Consider the following 18,559-nt stretch of genomic DNA (forward strand, 5'->3'; position numbering starts at 1 on the left):
GGAAAGTGCTCAGAAGGGTAATCAGGATAGGCAGGAAAGAAAAAAGAAGAGACAAGAACGGGCTACTAAAACCATCACCAAATGATATACTTTATCCTTAGCCTGACGGCTATGGTGAAAACACACAACAACGGCAGCGTTGTTCTTAAGTTAACGGCATTGGATTGCGACCTGTCCCTGCGAGATACGAAATGTCATTATTCTTAAAATCTGAACATAGAATTACTGCCTCCAACTTTACCCCCAAAATTGCGGATGTTATAGGTGAAGGTGAGCATGCCGTAGCGGTTCAGTACCACGGTCTGTACGTCTTCGATAATGTTTTCGCGAATGCTTCTGTAAGCGCTCAGGTTCTGGTCCAGCACATCGTATACAGACAGTTTAAGCTGTGCCCGATCATCCTTCATAAAGAGGAAGGTAACGCTGCCGTTTAGCCTGCTATAGTGGTTCCGAAGGCCAGGAGCCATATTGGAGTTGTACCAGTAGTCAAGCGTTGCCTCCCATACCAGCTTTTTCGGCATCCGTATCACTATTTCAGAGCGGGAGGTTCTGGTGTTAAACTTTAGGTTCCGGAAGGCATTGTCCTCATACTTGCTTCTTTGGTGCCGCAGCGTAAAAGTCTGGTTAAACTCAAATTTATCATCCAGGTTCATCTTCGCCTCCAGGGTAGGATTCAGGCTCCAGGTCTGGCTAAAACTCTGGATGTCGTTGAACAAAACTAACGTCCGTGTATAGGCAGCCCACATGGAGCCTCCCAGCGAGTACTGCCTGTTATTATCATACTTAAGGTCCTTCATAAAGCGGACACTGCTGTTAAGCTGCCAATTGCCGTCAGTATTTACTGGCCGGGAAGTTTGCACACCAAACTCATTGATGGTGCGCTGGCGGGTAACAGCATCGTTGTTGATACTGCCGTTCATGTAAAAACTGTATTGGAGCGAGCGTTTCGTATCATACTTGCCGTAGTTCAGGTAGATGGAATTTGAGACTGTAGGCTTCAGTTCCGGGTTTCCATAGTTAATGAACAAGGGATTGGTATTGTCAATCACCGGCTGCAGGTCGGTTGCGTTTGGCTCTCTCAGGTTTACACTATAGTTAATGTAAAGTGATTTCCAGTTAATGTTGAGTGTCGGAAACACATAAAAGAAGTTCTGCTTTATGGTGGGGTTCTTCTGGAACGTATTGGTTATATCCAGAGATGTGAAACGAACAGCCGGCTGCACAGAAACTTCTTTTATCTTCCACCTGATACCACTTGTCAGGTAATTTCGCCAGCCAGTGCGCTGCAGCTCATTCGAGAGGCCTGGTACCAACAGCGTGTATTCGTTTGTTTCCGGATCAGCATCATAGGTATGGAGCGCATTTTTATCATTAAAATACTCCGAATTGATGCGGAAGACAGCACTTATGTTCTCTGAAATGGGCTCATTATAAGCCACAGAGCTGTTGAATTTGGTGCTGTAGGTGTCATTGTCGCGGAGTTGGTTCAGAAGCGTTACACCTGGATCGGGCCTGTAGAAGAGGTTTTCTGCGTTGTTTACCTGGTCCTGCAGGAGCGTGCTGTACTCATAAGCGCCATAAAAGTTGAGGTTCCTGCCCTTCTTCCGGAAGTTCCTGCTCAGCGATGCGTTGTTCCCCAGCGTGAGTGTATTACTGTTGTAGCGCTGGTTGTTATTGCTTTCGTTTATGAGTTCCGGGTAGTTCAGGTAAGTATTTGTAAAAGCAAGTTGACTTGACCTGTTATCAGCAATCGTCACGTTAGAGGTCATGCTCAGGTCTGTTAAGGAATCGAGTTTCCAGTCCAGCTTTCCACCAATTCTGTGGCTGTTGCTTTTGCTGAACTGGTTCCGTACCCTGCGGGAAGTGATAGTGTCTTCCTCAACCAGCTGAGAGGAATTTATTATCTGGTTCAGGTCAGAGTCAATGCCACCGTAAAAATATTGCAGGTTCAGTTTGATTCCATTTGTGAATACGGTGTTAAAGTTGGTGCCACCACCAGACGATTGCTGAATGCCTTCGTCGGTTCCTCCGAATGAAATGCCATTCAGGGCAAAGCCACCGTCACTTCTGTACATCACGGAGTTAAACCCGCTTCTGTCAAAGCCTCCAATGCGGGAGATATCCTCAAAGCCAAATCCGGGGCGGTTCAGGTTGTTTGAGTAACCCAATACGCTTACCTGCATCGTGTCCCGAAACATGTTCAGGATACCGCCTCCTTCATAGCGCTCATCCGTTCCGGCGCCACCATACAGCTTTCCGAACATACCTTTTTTTATCCCCTTCTTAAATTTCAGGTTAATGACCTGCGGAATATTCATTTCCGGCATATCTGGGTCGCGGCGCAGGGCCTCCGGGTCGTTCATCACCTGCACTTTCTCGATAACATTTGCCGGCAGGTTGCGGCTGGCAATCTTCGGGTCACTGCCAAAGAACTCTTTACCGTCTACCAGAATTTTGCTCACAGCCTTTCCGTTCACCATAATATTACCGGAGCCATCCACACTCACACCCGGGAGCTTCTTCAGCAAATCTTCTACCAATGCAGTAGGCAAGGTTTTAAAGGAAGCAGCATTGAACTCCACCGTGTCATTGCGCACAAGGATAGGCGGTGTTTCGGCCACAATCAGTACCTCGCTCAGTAGGTTACTGGAAACAGCCATCTTTATTTCTCCAAGGTTAAGAGCCGGTTGCGGTGCCGTCAATGTAAACTCATGCTTGTACACCCCATAGCCCATCATGGTGATAATAACCCGCAGGCGGCGCTCCAGGGGCAGGCCCGGAATTTTGAAAATCCCATCATCATCACTCATTCTGAAGGTAAGCAGCGTCGTATCCTGTGCATTGTAAACCGAAACCGTGGCATAAGGCAAAGCCTCTTTGCTGGACTCATCCACTACCTTACCTCCCAACTCACCTTTTGAGTTTTGAGCATGTATCAGTGTAGGAAAGGAGGCTGTAAACAGGAATAGAAGGATAAGTAGGAGATGTTTCATAGTGATTTGTTTTCACAGTACTGGAGGACTTGAATATAGTTTTAGATTAATTATTTAATAATACTGAAAAATATGGACTAATCTGTTACAATGTTAGCACTTTAACTTTTATTTAACGTTCAGCCTTTTAAGGGTAAAGAGTTGATATAGTGCTGGAATTACAAAGCAAATACCTTTACTACAACTCATGCTGCAGTGCAGGAAGTAGTGCATAGAGGTGCTTCCTGCACTGCAGCATGAGTTGTAGAAAATAAAAAAGCCCGACCCTTCACAGGTCAGGCTTTCAAAAAATATGTATTGTATAGATTTAAGTGCTTAGGCTATACTTTAACCGGCTTAGTTACTTATTGCTTGGAGCTTCTGCCTTCGGTTTCGGTTCTGTCTTCGGCTTACGCCTGGCGGGACTTCTTGGCTTGTCTTTGCGTTTTACATAAACCGCTGAAGGGCCTTTGTCATCCTCTTTCCGGATGATGAACAGGTCTTTCTGCGCCTTAATGAGCTGCAGCAGTTGCCCATAGCCAAAGGTGCGTGGGTCAAAGCTGGGGTCGAGCTGGCGCAGGTTTACTCCCATCACGCCCAAATGCGCCCAGCCATCCTCGTCTTCTGACATAACAAAGGCTTCTTTCAATAGCGGAACCGGGTTAGGTGCACTTTTACCCGTATTACTGGCCGGGTCCTTTTCAGCCTCCGCTATTTTTTTATCATCAATGTCATCCGTCAGGTTCTCTGTGAAGATAAACACGTTACAGGCATTCACGAAAGGCTTTGGTGTTTTGCGCTGGCCAATGCCCATCACAAAAATGCCTGCCTCACGTATGCGCGTAGCCAACCGGGTATAGTCGCTGTCGGAGGAGATGATGCAGAAGCCGTTTACATATTCGCTGTGCAGCAGGTCCATAGCATCGATGATAAGGGCACTGTCGGTGGCATTTTTGCCTACCGTGTAGCGGAACTGCTGTATGGGTTGGATAGCATGGTTATTCAGGCAGTCTTTCCAGCCGTTCATTTGTGGCGTAGTCCAGTCGCCGTAGATGCGCCGGATGGTAGTGGCGCCGTATTTACCGGCTTCGGCCATTAATTTTACAATCAGGCTTGGCTGCGCATTATCGCCATCTATAAGCATGGCCATGCGCGAAGGTTTTTTTTCTCGTACTGAGTTTTTCATGTGTTAGGGTTGCGTAAAGGTGCAGGGAAGCAGCTTTCTATTTCTTTGTGGTTTCTAATATCGTTATACTGCTATTGTTAATAGAGGTTGTTATCACTAAAGTCTACCAGTAGTATAACCAAAACATTTATATTTGTTTGTGCACTATGGCAGCGGCTGAATCTGTTCATTTTCATCGGCCTCTGTTGCTGCTTTAGGCATAGTACGAAAAATATGAGTATAGACAAAGGATAACATGATAAAGTTGAAAGCAACATTATTCGCTATGGGAGTATCTTTAGTGGCCGCGCTGGGTACGGCAAAGGCGCAGGTATTTAAGGCAGAGGAGCCGTTGGCACATACGTATTCCATCGTAGCCCGCGACCCAGGTACAGGTGAAATGGCCGTGGGCGTACAAAGCCATTGGTTTTCGGTGGGTACTGCAGTGCCTTGGGTAGAGGCTGGCGTTGGCGTGGTGGCAACGCAGTCGTTCACAAACAAGTCCTTTGGCCTGCGTGGCCTGGCACTTCTAAAGGAAGGGAAAACTCCGGAAGAAGCACTCGCCATATTGTTGGCTGACGACGAAGCCCGGGAGGTGCGGCAGGTGGCGATACTGGACGCCCAGGGCCGTGTGGCCACCCACACCGGAAAACAGTGTATCCGCTACGCCGGCCACATCACAGGAAAAAACTTCTCAGTGCAGGCCAACATGATGCTGACGGACAAAGTATGGCCCGCCATGGCGAAAGCTTTTGAAAGGAGCGAAGGGCAGCCGCTGGCAGAGCGCGTATTGCTGGCCATGCAGGCAGCAGAGCGTGAAGGCGGTGATATCCGGGGCAGGCAGTCGGCTGCGCTGGTAGTGGTGAAGGGACAGAAAGACGACCAGCCCTGGAACGACCGGACCATAGACCTGCGTGTGGATGACCACGACCAGCCGCTGGACGAACTGGCCCGCCTCCTGAAAGTATACCGGGCCTACGAGCACATGAACGCTGGTGATTTGGCGATAGAGAAAGGGCAGATGCAGCAGGCCATGCAGGAGTATGGTAAAGCAGAAACGATGTTTCCAAACAACCTCGAGATGAAGTACTGGCACGCGATCGGGTTAGCTAACAGCGGCCAGGTGGAAGAAGCTGCTAAACTACTGCGCGAAGTGTACAAGAAAGACGACAACTGGCGCGAACTTACCAGCCGTTTACCTGAAGTAGGTTTGCTGACGGTGAGCAAGCAGAACATGGAGAAGCTGATGCGGATTAAATAAAAAACGTGGAATTAACCAAAAGCAAAAGCGGCAGAAACTAATTTCTGCCGCTTTTGCTTTTAATGTGAAAATGAACTTCAGATGGCGAAGGTTACCTCCATTCCTGTCATTCATTAAAATTTAGTAACTTATAGCCGCTAAAACACATAGCAATCGAAAATTCAAATCACACTTAATTCAATAATGCTAATTAAAAAGAACCTACGCAGCCTGATGCTGGCTGCTGCCACGGCACTCGCTCTGCCGGCAATGGCACAACAAAATCACGCTTCCGATTCAGCCACTATCAAGAAGCTATATAACGAAGCCCTTTCCAGCACAGAAAGCTACGAAAACCTGCGCTACCTCACCAAGAAGATTGGCGCGCGCCTTAGTGGTTCGCCACAGGCAGCGGCAGCGGTGGAGTGGAGCCGCCAGGTAATGGAAGAAATGAACCTGGACACAGTATACCTGCAGGAGGTGATGGTGCCGCATTGGGTGCGTGGTGACAAAGAGATCGGACGTGTCTATAATTCCAAACTAATGGGAACGGTAGACATGAACATCGCGGCGCTGGGGGCTTCCGTGGGTACTGGCAAGCAAGGGCTAAGTGCTGAGGTAGTAGAGGTGCAGAACTTCGAAGAGCTGGAGAAGCTGGGCAAAAAAAAGGTGAAGGGTAAGATTGTGTTCTTTAACCGCCCCTTCGATAATACGCACATTCATACCATGGCAGCTTATAGTGGTGCGGTAGACCAACGTGGCGGAGGCCCCGTGGCAGCTGCTAAGCTCGGTGCCGTGGGTGTATTGGTGCGATCCATGGCAAACGAAATACAGGATGTGCCTCACACAGGCAACACCCGCTATGAGGAGGGTGTGCAGCAGATTCCTGCAGCAGCTATCAGCACAAGGGATGCTGAGCAACTAAGCAGCCTGTTAAAGGATGACCCAAACCTGAAGTTTTATATGCGTATGACTTCTGAAACGCTGCCGGACGTGCTGTCCTACAACGTGATTGGAGAGCTTAAAGGAACAGAGAAGCCGGATGAGATCATTGTAGTGGGTGGCCACCTCGACTCATGGGATATAGGGGAAGGTGCGCACGACGATGGTACCGGCTGTATGCAGTCGATTGAGGTGCTGCGCCTGTTTAATGAGCTCGGTATTAAGCCAAAGCGTACGGTACGTGCGGTGCTGTTCATGAATGAGGAAAACGGACTGCGCGGCGGGCGTAAATATGCTGAAATAGCGAAGGCAAAAGGAGAGAAGCATATTGCCGCTATCGAGTCTGATGCAGGTGGCTTTACACCGCGTGGATTTGGTATTGATGGCACAGATGCCCAATATTCCAAAGCATTAACTTGGAAAGCACTACTGGCTCCTTACGGCCTGCACGACCTGACACGTGGCGGCGGCGGTGCCGATATCGGACCACTGAAAGGACAGGGTACCGTTGCACTTATTGGCTTCCGGCCAGACTCACAACGCTACTTCGACTACCACCATACAGAAATCGACACATTTGAGCAGGTGAACCGCCGCGAGATGCAACTAGGTGCTGCTTCTATGGCATCGCTGGCTTATCTTATTTCTCAGTATGGGTTGTAATTGATTTGAAAATGTGGTGATTGATTTTGCTGCAGTGATAATGAATAAGAGCCAGTCTCGCATGGATGCGGGGCTGGCTCTTTTGTTGTATGTTGGCTTATCTCCAAGCTTCTGACACCAGACGCTCGCAGGAGCTGCGCACGCTGCGAGGTCTTTTGAGCTATGGCAGCAGGAGGGAGCTGTCGCCGTAGCTTAGGAAGCGGTAATTGTTTTGCAGGGCGTGCTGGTATACCTTGCGCCAATCTTCTCCGATGAGGGCGGAAACCAGAAGCAGCAGGGTACTTTCCGGTTGGTGGAAATTGGTGATTAGTCCTCCGCATATCCGGAAGGTATAACCGGGAGCTATAATGATTTGCGTGCTGGCGTGCAGGTAATTTGTGCCCTGCCGCTCCATGTACTGGAGCAATGCGTTTAAAGCCTCAGCCGCAGCAGGCGGTTCCTTTGTTTCGTAGGCCTGCCACTGGCTTACCTGCAGTTCCTGCATCGGTAGCGCCGGCTGTTGCAGCACTTTCGCGCCCAACCAGTACAGGCTTTCCAATGAGCGCATGCTGGTGGTGCCTACCGGTATGATGGGCTTGCCCAACTGCTTTAGCAAGCGCTGTAGCAGAGGTTTTGTGAGGTAGAGCTGTTCTGCGTGCATTTCGTGCTCCTCCATTACATCGGCTTTCACGGGTCTGAAAGTGCCGGCACCCACGTGCAGTGTCAGGTATGCGGCAGCTATATTTTGCTCCTGCAGGCTTGCCATCACCCGGTCAGTGAAATGAAGGCCTGCCGTTGGGGCTGCTACGGCTCCCTGTTGATTGGCGTAGATAGTTTGATAGCGGGTGTGGTCTTCGGGAGTGAGGTCGCGGTTGAGGTAGGGGGGCAGCGGCAGTTTGCCACAACGCTCCAGTACCTCGGCAAAGGGCAGCTCCGCCGGTTCCCACGTGAAACGTATCAGAAAATGCCCTTCCTGCTGTGCCTCGCGCTCCGCCTGCAGCATACCGCCATCAAAGCGAAGGCTTATCTTTCCGCTTTTCCAGCGCTTGTTGTTGCCCACCAGGCATTTCCAGACGCAGTTACCGGTTTGCTGCATCGCAAGCTGTACCTCCCGGTAAGGAGCCACCGGCTCCAGGCAAAAAATCTCGACAAAGCCACCCGTCTCTTTCTGAAACAGCAGGCGCGCTTGTACTACTTTTGTATCGTTAAAAACCAGCAGTGTGTTTGGCGGCAGCAGTTGGGGCAGGTCTGTAAAGGTATGATCTACTATCTGGCCCTGCCGGTAAAGCAGCAGCTTCGATTGGTCGCGCTCCGGCAGCGGAAACTTTGCAATGCGCTCCTCTGGCAGCTCGTACACAAAATCCTTTATCGCCAGCTTCTTCGGGTCAATCATGATAAACGTATTGGTATTCCTGCAAAGGTAGCGCTTGTTTTAATAATGGCCTTACGCAAGGTGTATCGTTTGTGAGAAAGTGCTCCTTCAAAGGCAGAACAGTGTTGTCTATAAAGTCCCAGCGGGACGACCTGTTGATAGAAATTAATATTAGACCACCCTTAGCTCCAGCGGAGCGGCCTGTTTGGGTTAAATTTACAGATCGCTCCGCTAGAGCTAAGGGTGCTACAGAATTTTCAGGCTATCAATACATCGTCCCGCTGGGACTATTGGTGTAGCATCAGTTTAGATGCAATGCTTCCAATGTAATTTAGGCACTATGCTGACTTTGCCAGGTGCTTACCACACCCACTGCGGACAGATGGTTTTCTGAGGGTTGTTTAGTTTGATTCCCACCACTACCTCATGGCTGTTCGCGCTGACCCTGTTCAGTTCAGAAGTGGTCAGGTCGTAGGAATAACTCACATCCAGCATGTGGTTGATGAATAGACCGGCCATAGCAGCAACTGCATCGCGCTGCCGGTAAGAAGCCCCCACCCAAAAGCGCCGGCCATAAGCGGCCTTCGCATTTACATCTACCATATATAAACCGTTCTCTGCTACTTTCACCATAACCGAAGGTGTGAAAGAAATGCTGTTCGTTATTGGGAGCCTGATACCGCCGGTAGCATAATAATGGTTCTGAAGTGCGGCCTGCAGTCCGTTGTTGTTACTTTTCGTTTCGCTGCTGAGCACCTGCATACTCGACAATCCTATATAAAAGTTAGAGCTGTAAAGCCAAAGGCCCACTCCCAGGTCAAACTTATTCATGTTGGGGATTTCTCCTGCCACGAAAGGGTCCTCTGAAATCTGCATGTTTAAGTCCTGCTTGTTCAGGCGGTACTGCAGCAGGCCCGCTGATACACCACCCGAGAGGTTGATCTTCTTTGTGAGGGGCAGGTGATAGGCATAGTTAAGGTTCAGGGAAAAGGTGTTCAGCAGCCCGGACTTATCTAGTTGCATGACAGCTCCCAAGCCATGATGGGGCCTCACATGGAAGCGGTTATTCTTGTTAACAGATACCCCGGATGCGTTGTAGCTGCTTTTTGTTTTTGGAAGCGGTACGTTCCTGTCGTTTTTGTCAAGGGAGGCATTGATGCTGGTATAATAGGTGGTAGGTGCCCCCTCCAGGCCAAGCCATTGGGTTCGGTAACTGTTCCGAACGTCTATATAACTTTCTGTGCCCACAGCAGCCGGGTTAAGCAGGAAGTTGTTCTGGATATACTGCGTATGCTGCGGCCGCTGCTGGGCGAGGCCGGTAAAACAAAGGCAGGCAAAAAAGGCCAGGCTGGTAAAAAATTTCATAAGCTTTACTTGATAAGGGTAATACTTCCTGCCACCGGTTTTTCATTCATCCCCAGGTCAATGATGTAGTAATAAGACGCCATAGGTAAAGGCATGCCGTTGTGTGTGCCATTCCAGGGCTCCTGGTATCCTTTTGATTCATATATCTTATTTCCCCAACGGGTGAAAATCTGCACGTGGCAGTTAGGGTATAGCTCAATGTTCTTGATGAACCAGGTTTCGTTGATGTTGTCCCCGTTAACAGTAATCGCGTTCGTAGGCACCACGTGCGGGAGTACCGTCACCGTCACCTCGTCTGTGTAAGCGCAGCCAAATTCTGACGTCACCGTCACCGTAAAAGTCGTTGTTTTGAGGGGCCTGGCACTAGGGTCCGCGATAAAAGGATTAGATAAACCGGTGGCTGGTGACCAGGAATAACTGGTACCTCCCGTTGCCTGCAGCTTTACCGACTGGCCTTCCATGATCGTTACATCCTCGCCTGCATTGGCTACAGAGGGCCGGACAGTGGCTGTAACTTTTGTTCTGCCGGTACTGGTGCAACCGTTTCTGGTCACAGCCTGCACATAAAAATCCGTCGTGGTGTGGAGTGGCGGGGTTTGATACGTGGCACCCTCGCGCAATAACCTGCCGCCGCTGGGTTTATCATACCACTGCAGGATAACTCCCGCTGCCGGTGCGTTTCCCTGCAGCGTGGCCGTTTCGCCCGGGCAAATGGTGACATCTGTCGCCTGAGGCGTGGCTGGCAGCGCTTCTATCGTCACCAACACAGCGTTGCTGGTGCTCTGGCAGGATGCAGCCGCCGTACGAACAATTCTCCTGAACCAGGTGGACTGCTCTAACTGACCGGGTGTATAATTTGCTGCTGTGTTAAGGCCGGGTGCAGGAGAGAAGCCTGCTGTGGCGCTTGTTGTGCTGTACTCCCATTCATGGGAAAACCTGTCGGTGCTACTGGTCAGTACAGGCCCGGTCAGTTTACCCGGGGTACTCCCCACACAAACTACCTGGTTCCCATTTATAGTATTCTGGCTGATATCCGGTGTAACGGTGATTTCTACTGCATTGCTTTCCACAGGAGGGCAGGGGGCAGACGTTATCACGCGCCGGTACCAGGTCGTCTGATTTAATCTCCCCGGCTGGTAATCCTTTTCTTTCCCTTTACCTGTTTCGGTAATGGCTTTAAATCCGCTGGTCGGACCAGTCGTGCTGTACTCCCATTGATAGGTATAGGTGCCGACCTCGCCGGTTGGTTCCGGCCCGGTTAAAAGATTAGGGACGGTATTGGCACAAATTGCCTGTGCGCTGGAGATGGTGTTATTGTCAATAGCATCCTGCACGGTTATCTTCACTGCTGTGCTTATTAGCTCATCCTCCCAACCAGAAGTTACCTTTCTCCTGAACCAGGTTGGTCCGGTAAGGACTGGTGGTGTGTAGTGCTGCGCCTTGTTACCTGGGCCAGGTGCCAGTGTAAAGCCTGTATGCTCATTTGTATTGCTCATCTCCCAGGTATAGTCGTAAGAGCCGCTTCCGCCGGTAGGCAGACTCCCCGTTAGGGTTGCCGGTGTTTCGCCAGCGCATACTGTCTGGTCAGCTAAAATGGTGTTGTTGGCAATGTCATCTTGTCTTAGCGGCCTTACTTCTATCGTTTCGGTTCTGGTGAGCGTGCTGCCACAGGAGGTAGTGGAAGTTACCAGAAAGTCAATAAGGTAAGACGGCTGTTGCAGGGCCTGCTGGTTAATTGTCCAGCTAAAAGGAGAGGTTGCCCGCCCATTATTTCTTTTCGATTGAAAATTGATGTTATGAGCATTCAGTTGAAAGCCTCTGCCTGAAGCCGAGACAGTGACTTCCTCCTGGTCTGCGTCGGTACCGGTCACGTCGAAACTGATACGATCTCCTCTAACGACCTCAAAGACTCTTGTTCCGGTAGAAAGAGAAAGGGCAGGAGCATTACCCTGGCTCGTTTCTACTACCAGGCTTATTCGTTTGGTTGTCTGCCGCGGCAGGCCACATCCATCATCCCCATCATCACTTACCACAAGGTCCAGCAGGATAGGCTGATCACCCGTGTTAAAGCATTGCTCAAAGCAAATTGTGGCCTCAAGTGTATTAGCTCCATTGGGTATGTTTGCCACACCGCTGGTTGTGCCGGACAAGCTAAAGATATTGTCGTTCGTGAAATTAACGGGCTTTACCTCCAGGGTAAGGGGTTCATTTACGTCCGGGTCAGTATAGAGTATTTTAATGCAGCGTGAGTCGGTAGGGGATATGCGCAGTATTTCACCGTCAGCAGAAGGGCTGGGGCTGCCGGGCTGCGTAATGGAGACGGCTGGGTCATAATTGAAGCGACAGGCTTTCACCACAAGTTGAAAGTCTCTCCTGACTTCCCCTATTTTCACTCCGTTCCGGAACTCCTGTACCCGTACGCCAAATACAAACAGGCCTGCATAGCTTGGCCTTACCGTAAGCCATCCAGTGCTTCTGTCGATGTTAACAGGCGGATCCCCCTGTATCTGATTGTCTTTGTTATAGCCCGGAAGCCAGCTTATCTCAGGGTAGGGGCCACTGGAGGCAGCCGGCCTCCAGTCTTCAGCGGTGCTATACCCGTTCAGTGGAGAAACCATGTCGTATACTAGCTGGTCCCCATCCGCATCAGTACTGCCGAAATCGTAGTAAAAAAGCTCTCCCTGGCAGGCATAGTCGCTCGGTGGCGGTGTAAGCCTGGGCGTAGAGTTCACAAAGGGGGCGCCATTTTTAACAACAGCTGGAAACTCCATATAAATAGTAGTGCCAGCCTCGAATGTGGAGGATATGTTGTTGGTGGTGCTGTTGCGGCAGCAGCGTTCCATCACCACATAGTATCCCTCCGGGTGTGTGTATCTGGTGGGATTAAGGTTAATATCGTTGTAGTAGAGGAGCTTGGAAGTTTTTAAGCCGCTGGTGGTGCATCCAACATTGGTGTAGTTTAATAAGCTTGTTTCATTAAGTGACAGCAATGTGTTTGTGACAGGGAGATCGGTGCCCTTTTCAAAAATATAAACCCTGATGCCGGCTTCCTTTCTGTTCTGTGTCCCGTTGATCTCGTCGAAGTATAAGTTCAGAGACAGCCTGTAACTATTGCCTGAGAGGTGCTGCAACTCAAACTCGCCTCCAACAATATGTGTTGCAGAAGCTTGTAAACTTAGGAACAGGGTTAAAAAAAGCAGTGCTAAACGTGGTATCATCCTTTTGAGCGAAGGGTGTAAACTATGTATTGAATTCTAAATATAGTTAAACAATGTTGTGCTCAAAATCGGGGATGAGAATATTTTTTTACTTCTGATATAAAAAGCTTTTAATATTTATTTAGTTATGTTTTACATTGGTGATATGAATGCATTAAAGGCAATGATAAAAATAAATGCTACTAATGTAGTAAAATTAGAGCTAAAAGGTAAAAAGTTATCGAGAGTGGTCTGTGCAATTTTGATGTGCCGGTTTTGTTGAAATAAAGTATTGTGCAGTAGTGGAATATTTATATTTTTATCTGTGTGACTTTCTTTCAACGCTATTCAGCTCTGGCAGAGCGGCCATTATCAGGAACTGATAGTTGTGGTTGTTTTATATTCGGTATGGCAAGCATATTTTGCTCCCTTGTATGAGAGGTGCAAGAGCCGTTGCGCTGCTACATTTGCCTGTTGTACTACGGCGGCGGCAGTGTGCTTTCAGGATGATTGCAATTGCGGTTTAATTTTTTACTTGCCAAGAATGCCTCCCCGGGCGCTTACCACACCCACTGCGGGCAGACCGTTTTCTGCGGGTTGTTCAGCTTGATTCCCACAACGACCTCGTGGCTGTTGGCGCTGACCCTGTTCAGGTCAGAAGTGGTAAAATCGTGGGAGTAACTCACGTCTATGAAGTGATTGACATAGATACCTGCCATGGCGGCGACAGCATCCTTGTGCCGGTAAGAGGCGCCTACCCAAAAGCGCTCGTAGTACATGGCTTTTGCGTTTACGTCTACCGCTGATAAGCCTCCAACTGCCATCTTAGCCATCACCGAGGGAGTGAGCGTGATACCATCAGTTACGGGGAGCCGAACGCCGGCCGTAGCATAATAGTGCGGTTGGAGCTCCGCCCGGGGCAAGCCGTCTGAACCTACATCATTGATGCTCCTGACAAGCTGCATACCCGATACACCCACATAAAAGTCGCGGCTGTAGAGCCAGAGCCCCAAACCCAGGTCAAGCTTATTCCTGTTGATGGCCTCTCCGTTCAGAAAAGGGTCGTTCTGAATAAGAACGTCTACGTCTTTCTGGCTTATCCATTGCTTCAGTATACCCGCAGAGATACCGCCTGACAGGTTGATGCTTCTGGTGAGGGGCAGGTGGTAGGCATAGCTCAGGTTAAAAGTAAAGGTAGACAGCAGTCCTGAGTTATCCATCTGGGCGATGGCCCCCACGCCATGGTGCGGCCTCACATAAAACCGGTTGTTCTTGTTGGCAGCGGGGGCACCCTGAGAAGACGGTGGCTTGCCTGCTCCAAACCGGCGGGCATTCCTGTCGTTCCTGTTGAGGGCGGTGTGCACGCTGGTGTAAAAGGTGGTAGGTGCCCCCTCCATACCAACCCATTGGCTCCGGAAGCCCGACCGCACATCCATGTAGTTTTCAATGCCTGCCACAGCAGGGTTCAGGAGGTAGTTGTTCTGAAAGTACTGCGTGTGCTGTGGCCGCTGCTGCGCCAATGCAGCCGCATACGAGCAGAAACAAAACAGGATGCAAAACAATACTCTCATTCGGCTTTACTTAATAAGGGTGATACTGCCTGAAATCGGTTTCTCCTTCATCCCAGGGTCAATAATATAGTAGTAAGCAGCCATGGGCAGCGGCTTTCCGTTGTGTGTGCCATCCCATGGTTCCTGGTATCCTTTTGAGTCGAAAATCTGGGCGCCCCAGCGGGTAAATACCTGCACCCGGCAGTCAGGGTAGTATTCAATGTTGCGGATGTGCCACTTATCGTTGATATCATCTCCGTTCATCGTAATGGTGTTGGTGGGGTCGAGACGGGGAAGTACCGTAATGGTCAGTTCATCGGTATAGGTACAGCCGTTTTTTGTAGTGACTGTAAGGGTGTAGGTCGTAGTCTCAGTGGGTGTGGCCAAAGGCTTCGCGTCGTTCGGGTCAGAAAGGCCTGTGGCTGGCGACCAGGAATAAGTTATCCCGCCTTTCCCTCTCAAACCTGCGGAGCCGCCCATGATAATCGTCAGGTCTTCACCGGCATCTGCTGCGGCATCAAGCACCTCTGCTGTTACTTTGGCCCTGGCGCCACTCGCACAGCCGTTGCTGTTTACTGCCTGCACATAATAGTGGGTGGTGGTGCTGACTGGCGTGGTCTGATAGGTAGTGCCTGTGTGCAGCAGGTTACCGCCTGTTGGCTGGTCGTACCATTCCAGGATTGTTCCGGCATCTGTAGCAGTAGCTGTTAAGGTTGCTGTTGCGCCGGAGCACGTGGTGCCATCAGTAAAGGAGGGCGCAAGAGGCTGCGGCATTACCGTTATCTTTATCTCGTTACTCACAGATGCCTCTGAACAGGCCCCTGCCGTTACTTTTCTCCTGAACCAGCAGGTTTGGGTAAGGGTAGTTGGTGTATAGTCGGGCAGGCTGTTGTTGCCGGGGGCAGCCACGAAAACACCCGGTGCGTCTGCAGTGCTTATTTCCCAAAGATAGGTATAGGTGCCCTGCCCACTGGTAGGGGCAGTTCCGGTAATAGCAGCAGCAGAGGTGCCAGAGCAGACAGTTTGATCCTGAGAGATGCGGTTATTCAATATCTTATCCTGTTTCGTTCTCACTTCCACTGTTTCTGTGGTGGTTACCGGTTTCCCGCAGGTTGTAGATGTAACGGTAAACTCTAACTGGTATACTGCCTGTTGAAGGGCAGCGCAATCTATCTGCCAGTTAAAAGAGGAGGTGACCTGGCCGGTACTGCTATTCGCAGGAAAATTGATTTGCTGCGTGCTGAGATCAAAGCCTTTGCCGGTAGCCGACACCGTGACATTATCCTGGTCAGGGTCAGTGCCTGTTACATCAAAGTTTATGATGTCTCCTTCAGCTACTTCAAACACCCGCTTCGGTGTTGAAAACGAAATAGCAGGAGGCTGTTCCGGTGTAGGGGCAATCACAAAGCTTAGCCGTAGGGTATCCTGCCGCGGCAGGCTGCATCCCTCATCGCCGTCATCACTTACATTCAAATCAAGTAAGTAAGTTTTGCCCTCTGAATCCAGGCAGGGATCAAAGCAGATGGATGTCTGCAGCATGTCCTTTACACCGCCTGCGTTTGCAACACCGCTGGTAAGGCCAGTAAAAGAGAAGCTGTTAGCATCAAAGTTGACAGCTTTGGCAGTAAGCGTCAGCGGCTCATCGTTATCCCCGTCTGTGAAGAAGACGTTCAGGCAACGCGGATCAGTTGCGTTGATTTGAATAGGCTGCCCTTCACTGTAATAGTTGGTGCTGCCAGGAGGCTGGGCAAACACCTCGGGGCTTTCGTTGCGGGGGCAGTCCTTTACCAAGAGTTGGAAATCCCTTCTTACTTCTCCAATCTTCACGCCGTCCCTGAACTCCTGGCAGCGTACGCCGAAAACGAAAAGCCCCACATACGTTGGGTTTACAACAAGCACCCCTGTGTTCCTGTCTATCCTGACAGCGGGGTTTCCCCTTATCTGGTTATTGGCATCATGCCCTGCCTGCCAATTGATTTCGGGGTATGGTGCACTGGAGGCTGGCGGGGCAGGTACGCCCGGCGTGCTATAGCCGTTTATTGGCGTCACCAGGTCATATACCAGTTCATCCCCATCAGCATCTGTGCTGCTAAAGTTATAGGAGAACAGCTCTCCCTGGCAGGCATAATCGGTAGGAGGGGGAGATAGCTTTGGAGAAGAGTTTATGAAAGCGCGGCCGTTTTTAACAACAGGTGGAAACTCAAGATAAAATGTAATACCGGCATCCTGCGGCGAAACTATATTGCTGACCGTGCTATTGCGGCAGCAGCGCTCCCACGAGGCATAGTAGCCTGCTGCGTGTGTGTAGATGGCAGGATCCAGGAAGATATCCTCATAGTAGAGGATCAGGGAGGTTTTTAGTTCGCCGGTTGTGCAGTTGATGTTAGTGTAACTCAACTGCTTTTCTTCCCGGATAGGCAGGGAAACTGTTGTGATAGCTTTATTTGTGCCTTTCTCAAATATAGTGATGTAGTTAACGGGGTCTTTTGCACCTGGCGTTCCGTTTATTTGATCAAAGTACAGGTTAAGTAACAGCCGGTAGTTATAGCCGTCGATATGCCGTAGTTCCATCTCGCCTCCCACAATGTGGGTGGCAGCGGCAGGGCGGCAAATACAGAGCACGAGGAGTAGGAGAAGTAAGCGTACCTTCATCCTGAAAGAGATTAGTTAGAACATATAGATATTTTTTTGAAACGTAACAAGATGGATTAAGTTTTAAATAGTATACTATCTGAATATATGCGTTTAGTTCTATATTTATATAGTGTTTAAGGTGAGTCTTTTATTCGGATTTTTATTCCTTTTTAGATAGCGCACCTGCAGCTATGGCAGGAAGGCCTGATAGCTGCAGGGTATAAAGAACAAGGGCCCCGGTTCTGAGTTAGTCAGATGCCGCGGCCCTCGTTTACTTAAAGCTGCTGATGCGCAGGAAGGTGCTTATGGTGTATTTTTGCTGCTCTTGCCCTCTTCGGCTTCCTCTTCCAGATCATTCAGTTCCAGGGTTAGCGCCCTTACGGAGATCTGCGTTTCCCGTAGCGCCAGCGCCAGCGAAGCCATGAGCAGGATGAGACTGAGCCCAAATGCATATTTGCCTAGTGTGCTGTAGCCTGCAAAAAGGATGAACATGCAAAACACACAGCCGAAGATGCTGCAGATGCCGAAGGCCTGCATGTTTTTAATCAGATTAAGGCGTATGCGCAGGTTCTGGATCTGGCTATACACCAGGTGGCTGTGGGTAGTGGCGTAGCGGGTTTTCAGGCTGCGTATGAGGCTGGCCAACGTCAAAAAGCGGTTGGTATAGGCCAGCAGCAGTAACGAGATAGCCGGAAACAAGAGGGCTGGTGTGGTGAGGGAAATTTCCATAGTATGGCTGCGACAGGCGCTCTTTTACAGGTTTTTCAAAAAGTCTTCGTCCAGTGGGTCAGTATCATCCTGGTCTTCCTCCTCGTTTGCTTCCCAATCCACCTCCTGCAGTAAGGCCACACCCTCAAAAATTATTTCGTCCAATTCTTCCCTGGTGCCGGCATCCAGCGTCTGCTCAAACAAGTGCAGCACCTGATCACGCTGCTCGTTTACAAACATTTCGTGGTAGAGTTGGTCGAACACAGCTATTTTCTTCTGTATAACCTTGTCGATTTCTTTTGTGCTTCGGGCTTGCAGGGCTTCCTGCAGTACATCCAGCGCTTCTTTGCTCTTTTCGTTGTTGGAAAGGCGGGTGAAAGCTTTTACAAAGGCGATAGCTAGCAGCAGGCGCAGGCGCTCAAAGCGGTAGTTAAGTTCTTCAGTTGCTTTACCCGGTGAGGTTCTGGACGCTTTATAGGCTTTTTCAAAATCATTGTAAATCCTGCCTGCCTCTTCCACTGGCACAGGTGGTTTTTCGCTTTCGTAGGCTGTTTGGAGTAATAGCTCTGACGCTCTGGCGCTCATAGGTTGTTTTCGTGTGATTCAGGGTGCAAAGGTAGTGGTTTATACTTTGTTAGCCTACAGGTGGCCTGGTGGTAAAGGCAGCACAAGAAGTATCTACCGTTTGCTTCTGAAATTTATGCAGTGAGCAGAACAAACACTCCCTGGCACTTGCTGCAGTTTGGCTTCTACATGCTCTCCCGGAATAGCA

11 protein-coding genes are annotated in these 18,559 nt (G+C 49.9%); 2 read left to right on the forward strand and 9 right to left on the reverse strand.

Going from position 1 to position 18,559, the window contains the following annotated elements:
• Positions 1–203 precede the first annotated feature (203 nt).
• Both DXT99_RS21015 and DXT99_RS21020 read right to left on the reverse strand, forming a co-directional pair.
• Positions 204–2,993 (reverse strand): outer membrane beta-barrel protein, encoded by a 2,790-nt coding sequence (locus DXT99_RS21015; RefSeq protein WP_115567564.1) that lies wholly within the window; start codon positions 2,991–2,993, stop codon positions 204–206.
• 340 nt (positions 2,994–3,333) lie between these two features.
• Positions 3,334–4,158: an NYN domain-containing protein gene (locus DXT99_RS21020; RefSeq protein WP_115567565.1), complete on the reverse strand. Its 825-nt coding sequence runs from the start codon at positions 4,156–4,158 to the stop codon at positions 3,334–3,336.
• Between the two features lie 265 nt (positions 4,159–4,423).
• On the opposite strand from DXT99_RS21020, the gene DXT99_RS21025 reads away from it, so the two are divergent.
• Positions 4,424–5,398 (forward strand): DUF1028 domain-containing protein, encoded by a 975-nt coding sequence (locus tag DXT99_RS21025; RefSeq protein WP_115567566.1) that lies wholly within the window; start codon positions 4,424–4,426, stop codon positions 5,396–5,398.
• Between the two features lie 183 nt (positions 5,399–5,581).
• The gene (locus DXT99_RS21030; protein ID WP_394851338.1) at positions 5,582–6,982 is read left to right on the forward strand and encodes a M20/M25/M40 family metallo-hydrolase; all 1,401 of its coding nucleotides are present in this window, start codon (positions 5,582–5,584) and stop codon (positions 6,980–6,982) included.
• Between the two features lie 160 nt (positions 6,983–7,142).
• Here the strand turns inward: DXT99_RS21030 and DXT99_RS21035 are convergent, their stop codons facing one another.
• From DXT99_RS21035 to DXT99_RS21065, 7 genes are all read right to left on the reverse strand, one after another.
• Complete coding sequence (locus DXT99_RS21035; protein ID WP_181885209.1) at positions 7,143–8,354, reverse strand: S-adenosylmethionine:tRNA ribosyltransferase-isomerase; 1,212 nt, start codon at positions 8,352–8,354, stop codon at positions 7,143–7,145.
• Between the two features lie 339 nt (positions 8,355–8,693).
• Positions 8,694–9,698 (reverse strand): PorP/SprF family type IX secretion system membrane protein, encoded by a 1,005-nt coding sequence (locus tag DXT99_RS21040; protein ID WP_115567568.1) that lies wholly within the window; start codon positions 9,696–9,698, stop codon positions 8,694–8,696.
• Between the two features lie 5 nt (positions 9,699–9,703).
• A complete protein-coding gene (locus DXT99_RS21045; protein WP_115567569.1) occupies positions 9,704–12,916 on the reverse strand; it encodes a gliding motility-associated C-terminal domain-containing protein in 3,213 nt (1,070 codons plus the stop codon).
• Positions 12,917–13,455: 539 nt separating this feature from the next.
• Positions 13,456–14,466 carry a PorP/SprF family type IX secretion system membrane protein gene (locus DXT99_RS21050; RefSeq protein ID WP_115567570.1) on the reverse strand — a complete coding sequence of 337 codons (1,011 nt, stop codon included), beginning with the start codon at positions 14,464–14,466 and terminating at the stop codon, positions 13,456–13,458.
• Between the two features lie 6 nt (positions 14,467–14,472).
• A complete protein-coding gene (locus tag DXT99_RS21055) occupies positions 14,473–17,097 on the reverse strand; it encodes a gliding motility-associated C-terminal domain-containing protein (RefSeq protein ID WP_115567571.1) in 2,625 nt (874 codons plus the stop codon).
• Between the two features lie 285 nt (positions 17,098–17,382).
• The gene (locus tag DXT99_RS21060; protein WP_115567572.1) at positions 17,383–17,808 is read right to left on the reverse strand and encodes a DUF2721 domain-containing protein; all 426 of its coding nucleotides are present in this window, start codon (positions 17,806–17,808) and stop codon (positions 17,383–17,385) included.
• Between the two features lie 24 nt (positions 17,809–17,832).
• Positions 17,833–18,372, reverse strand: a complete 540-nt coding sequence (locus DXT99_RS21065) for a hypothetical protein (RefSeq protein ID WP_115567573.1) — start codon at positions 18,370–18,372, stop codon at positions 17,833–17,835.
• Positions 18,373–18,559: the final 187 nt, after the last annotated feature.

The sequence above is a fragment of the Pontibacter diazotrophicus genome (assembly GCF_003367245.1).
GTDB lineage: Bacteria > Bacteroidota > Bacteroidia > Cytophagales > Hymenobacteraceae > Pontibacter > Pontibacter diazotrophicus.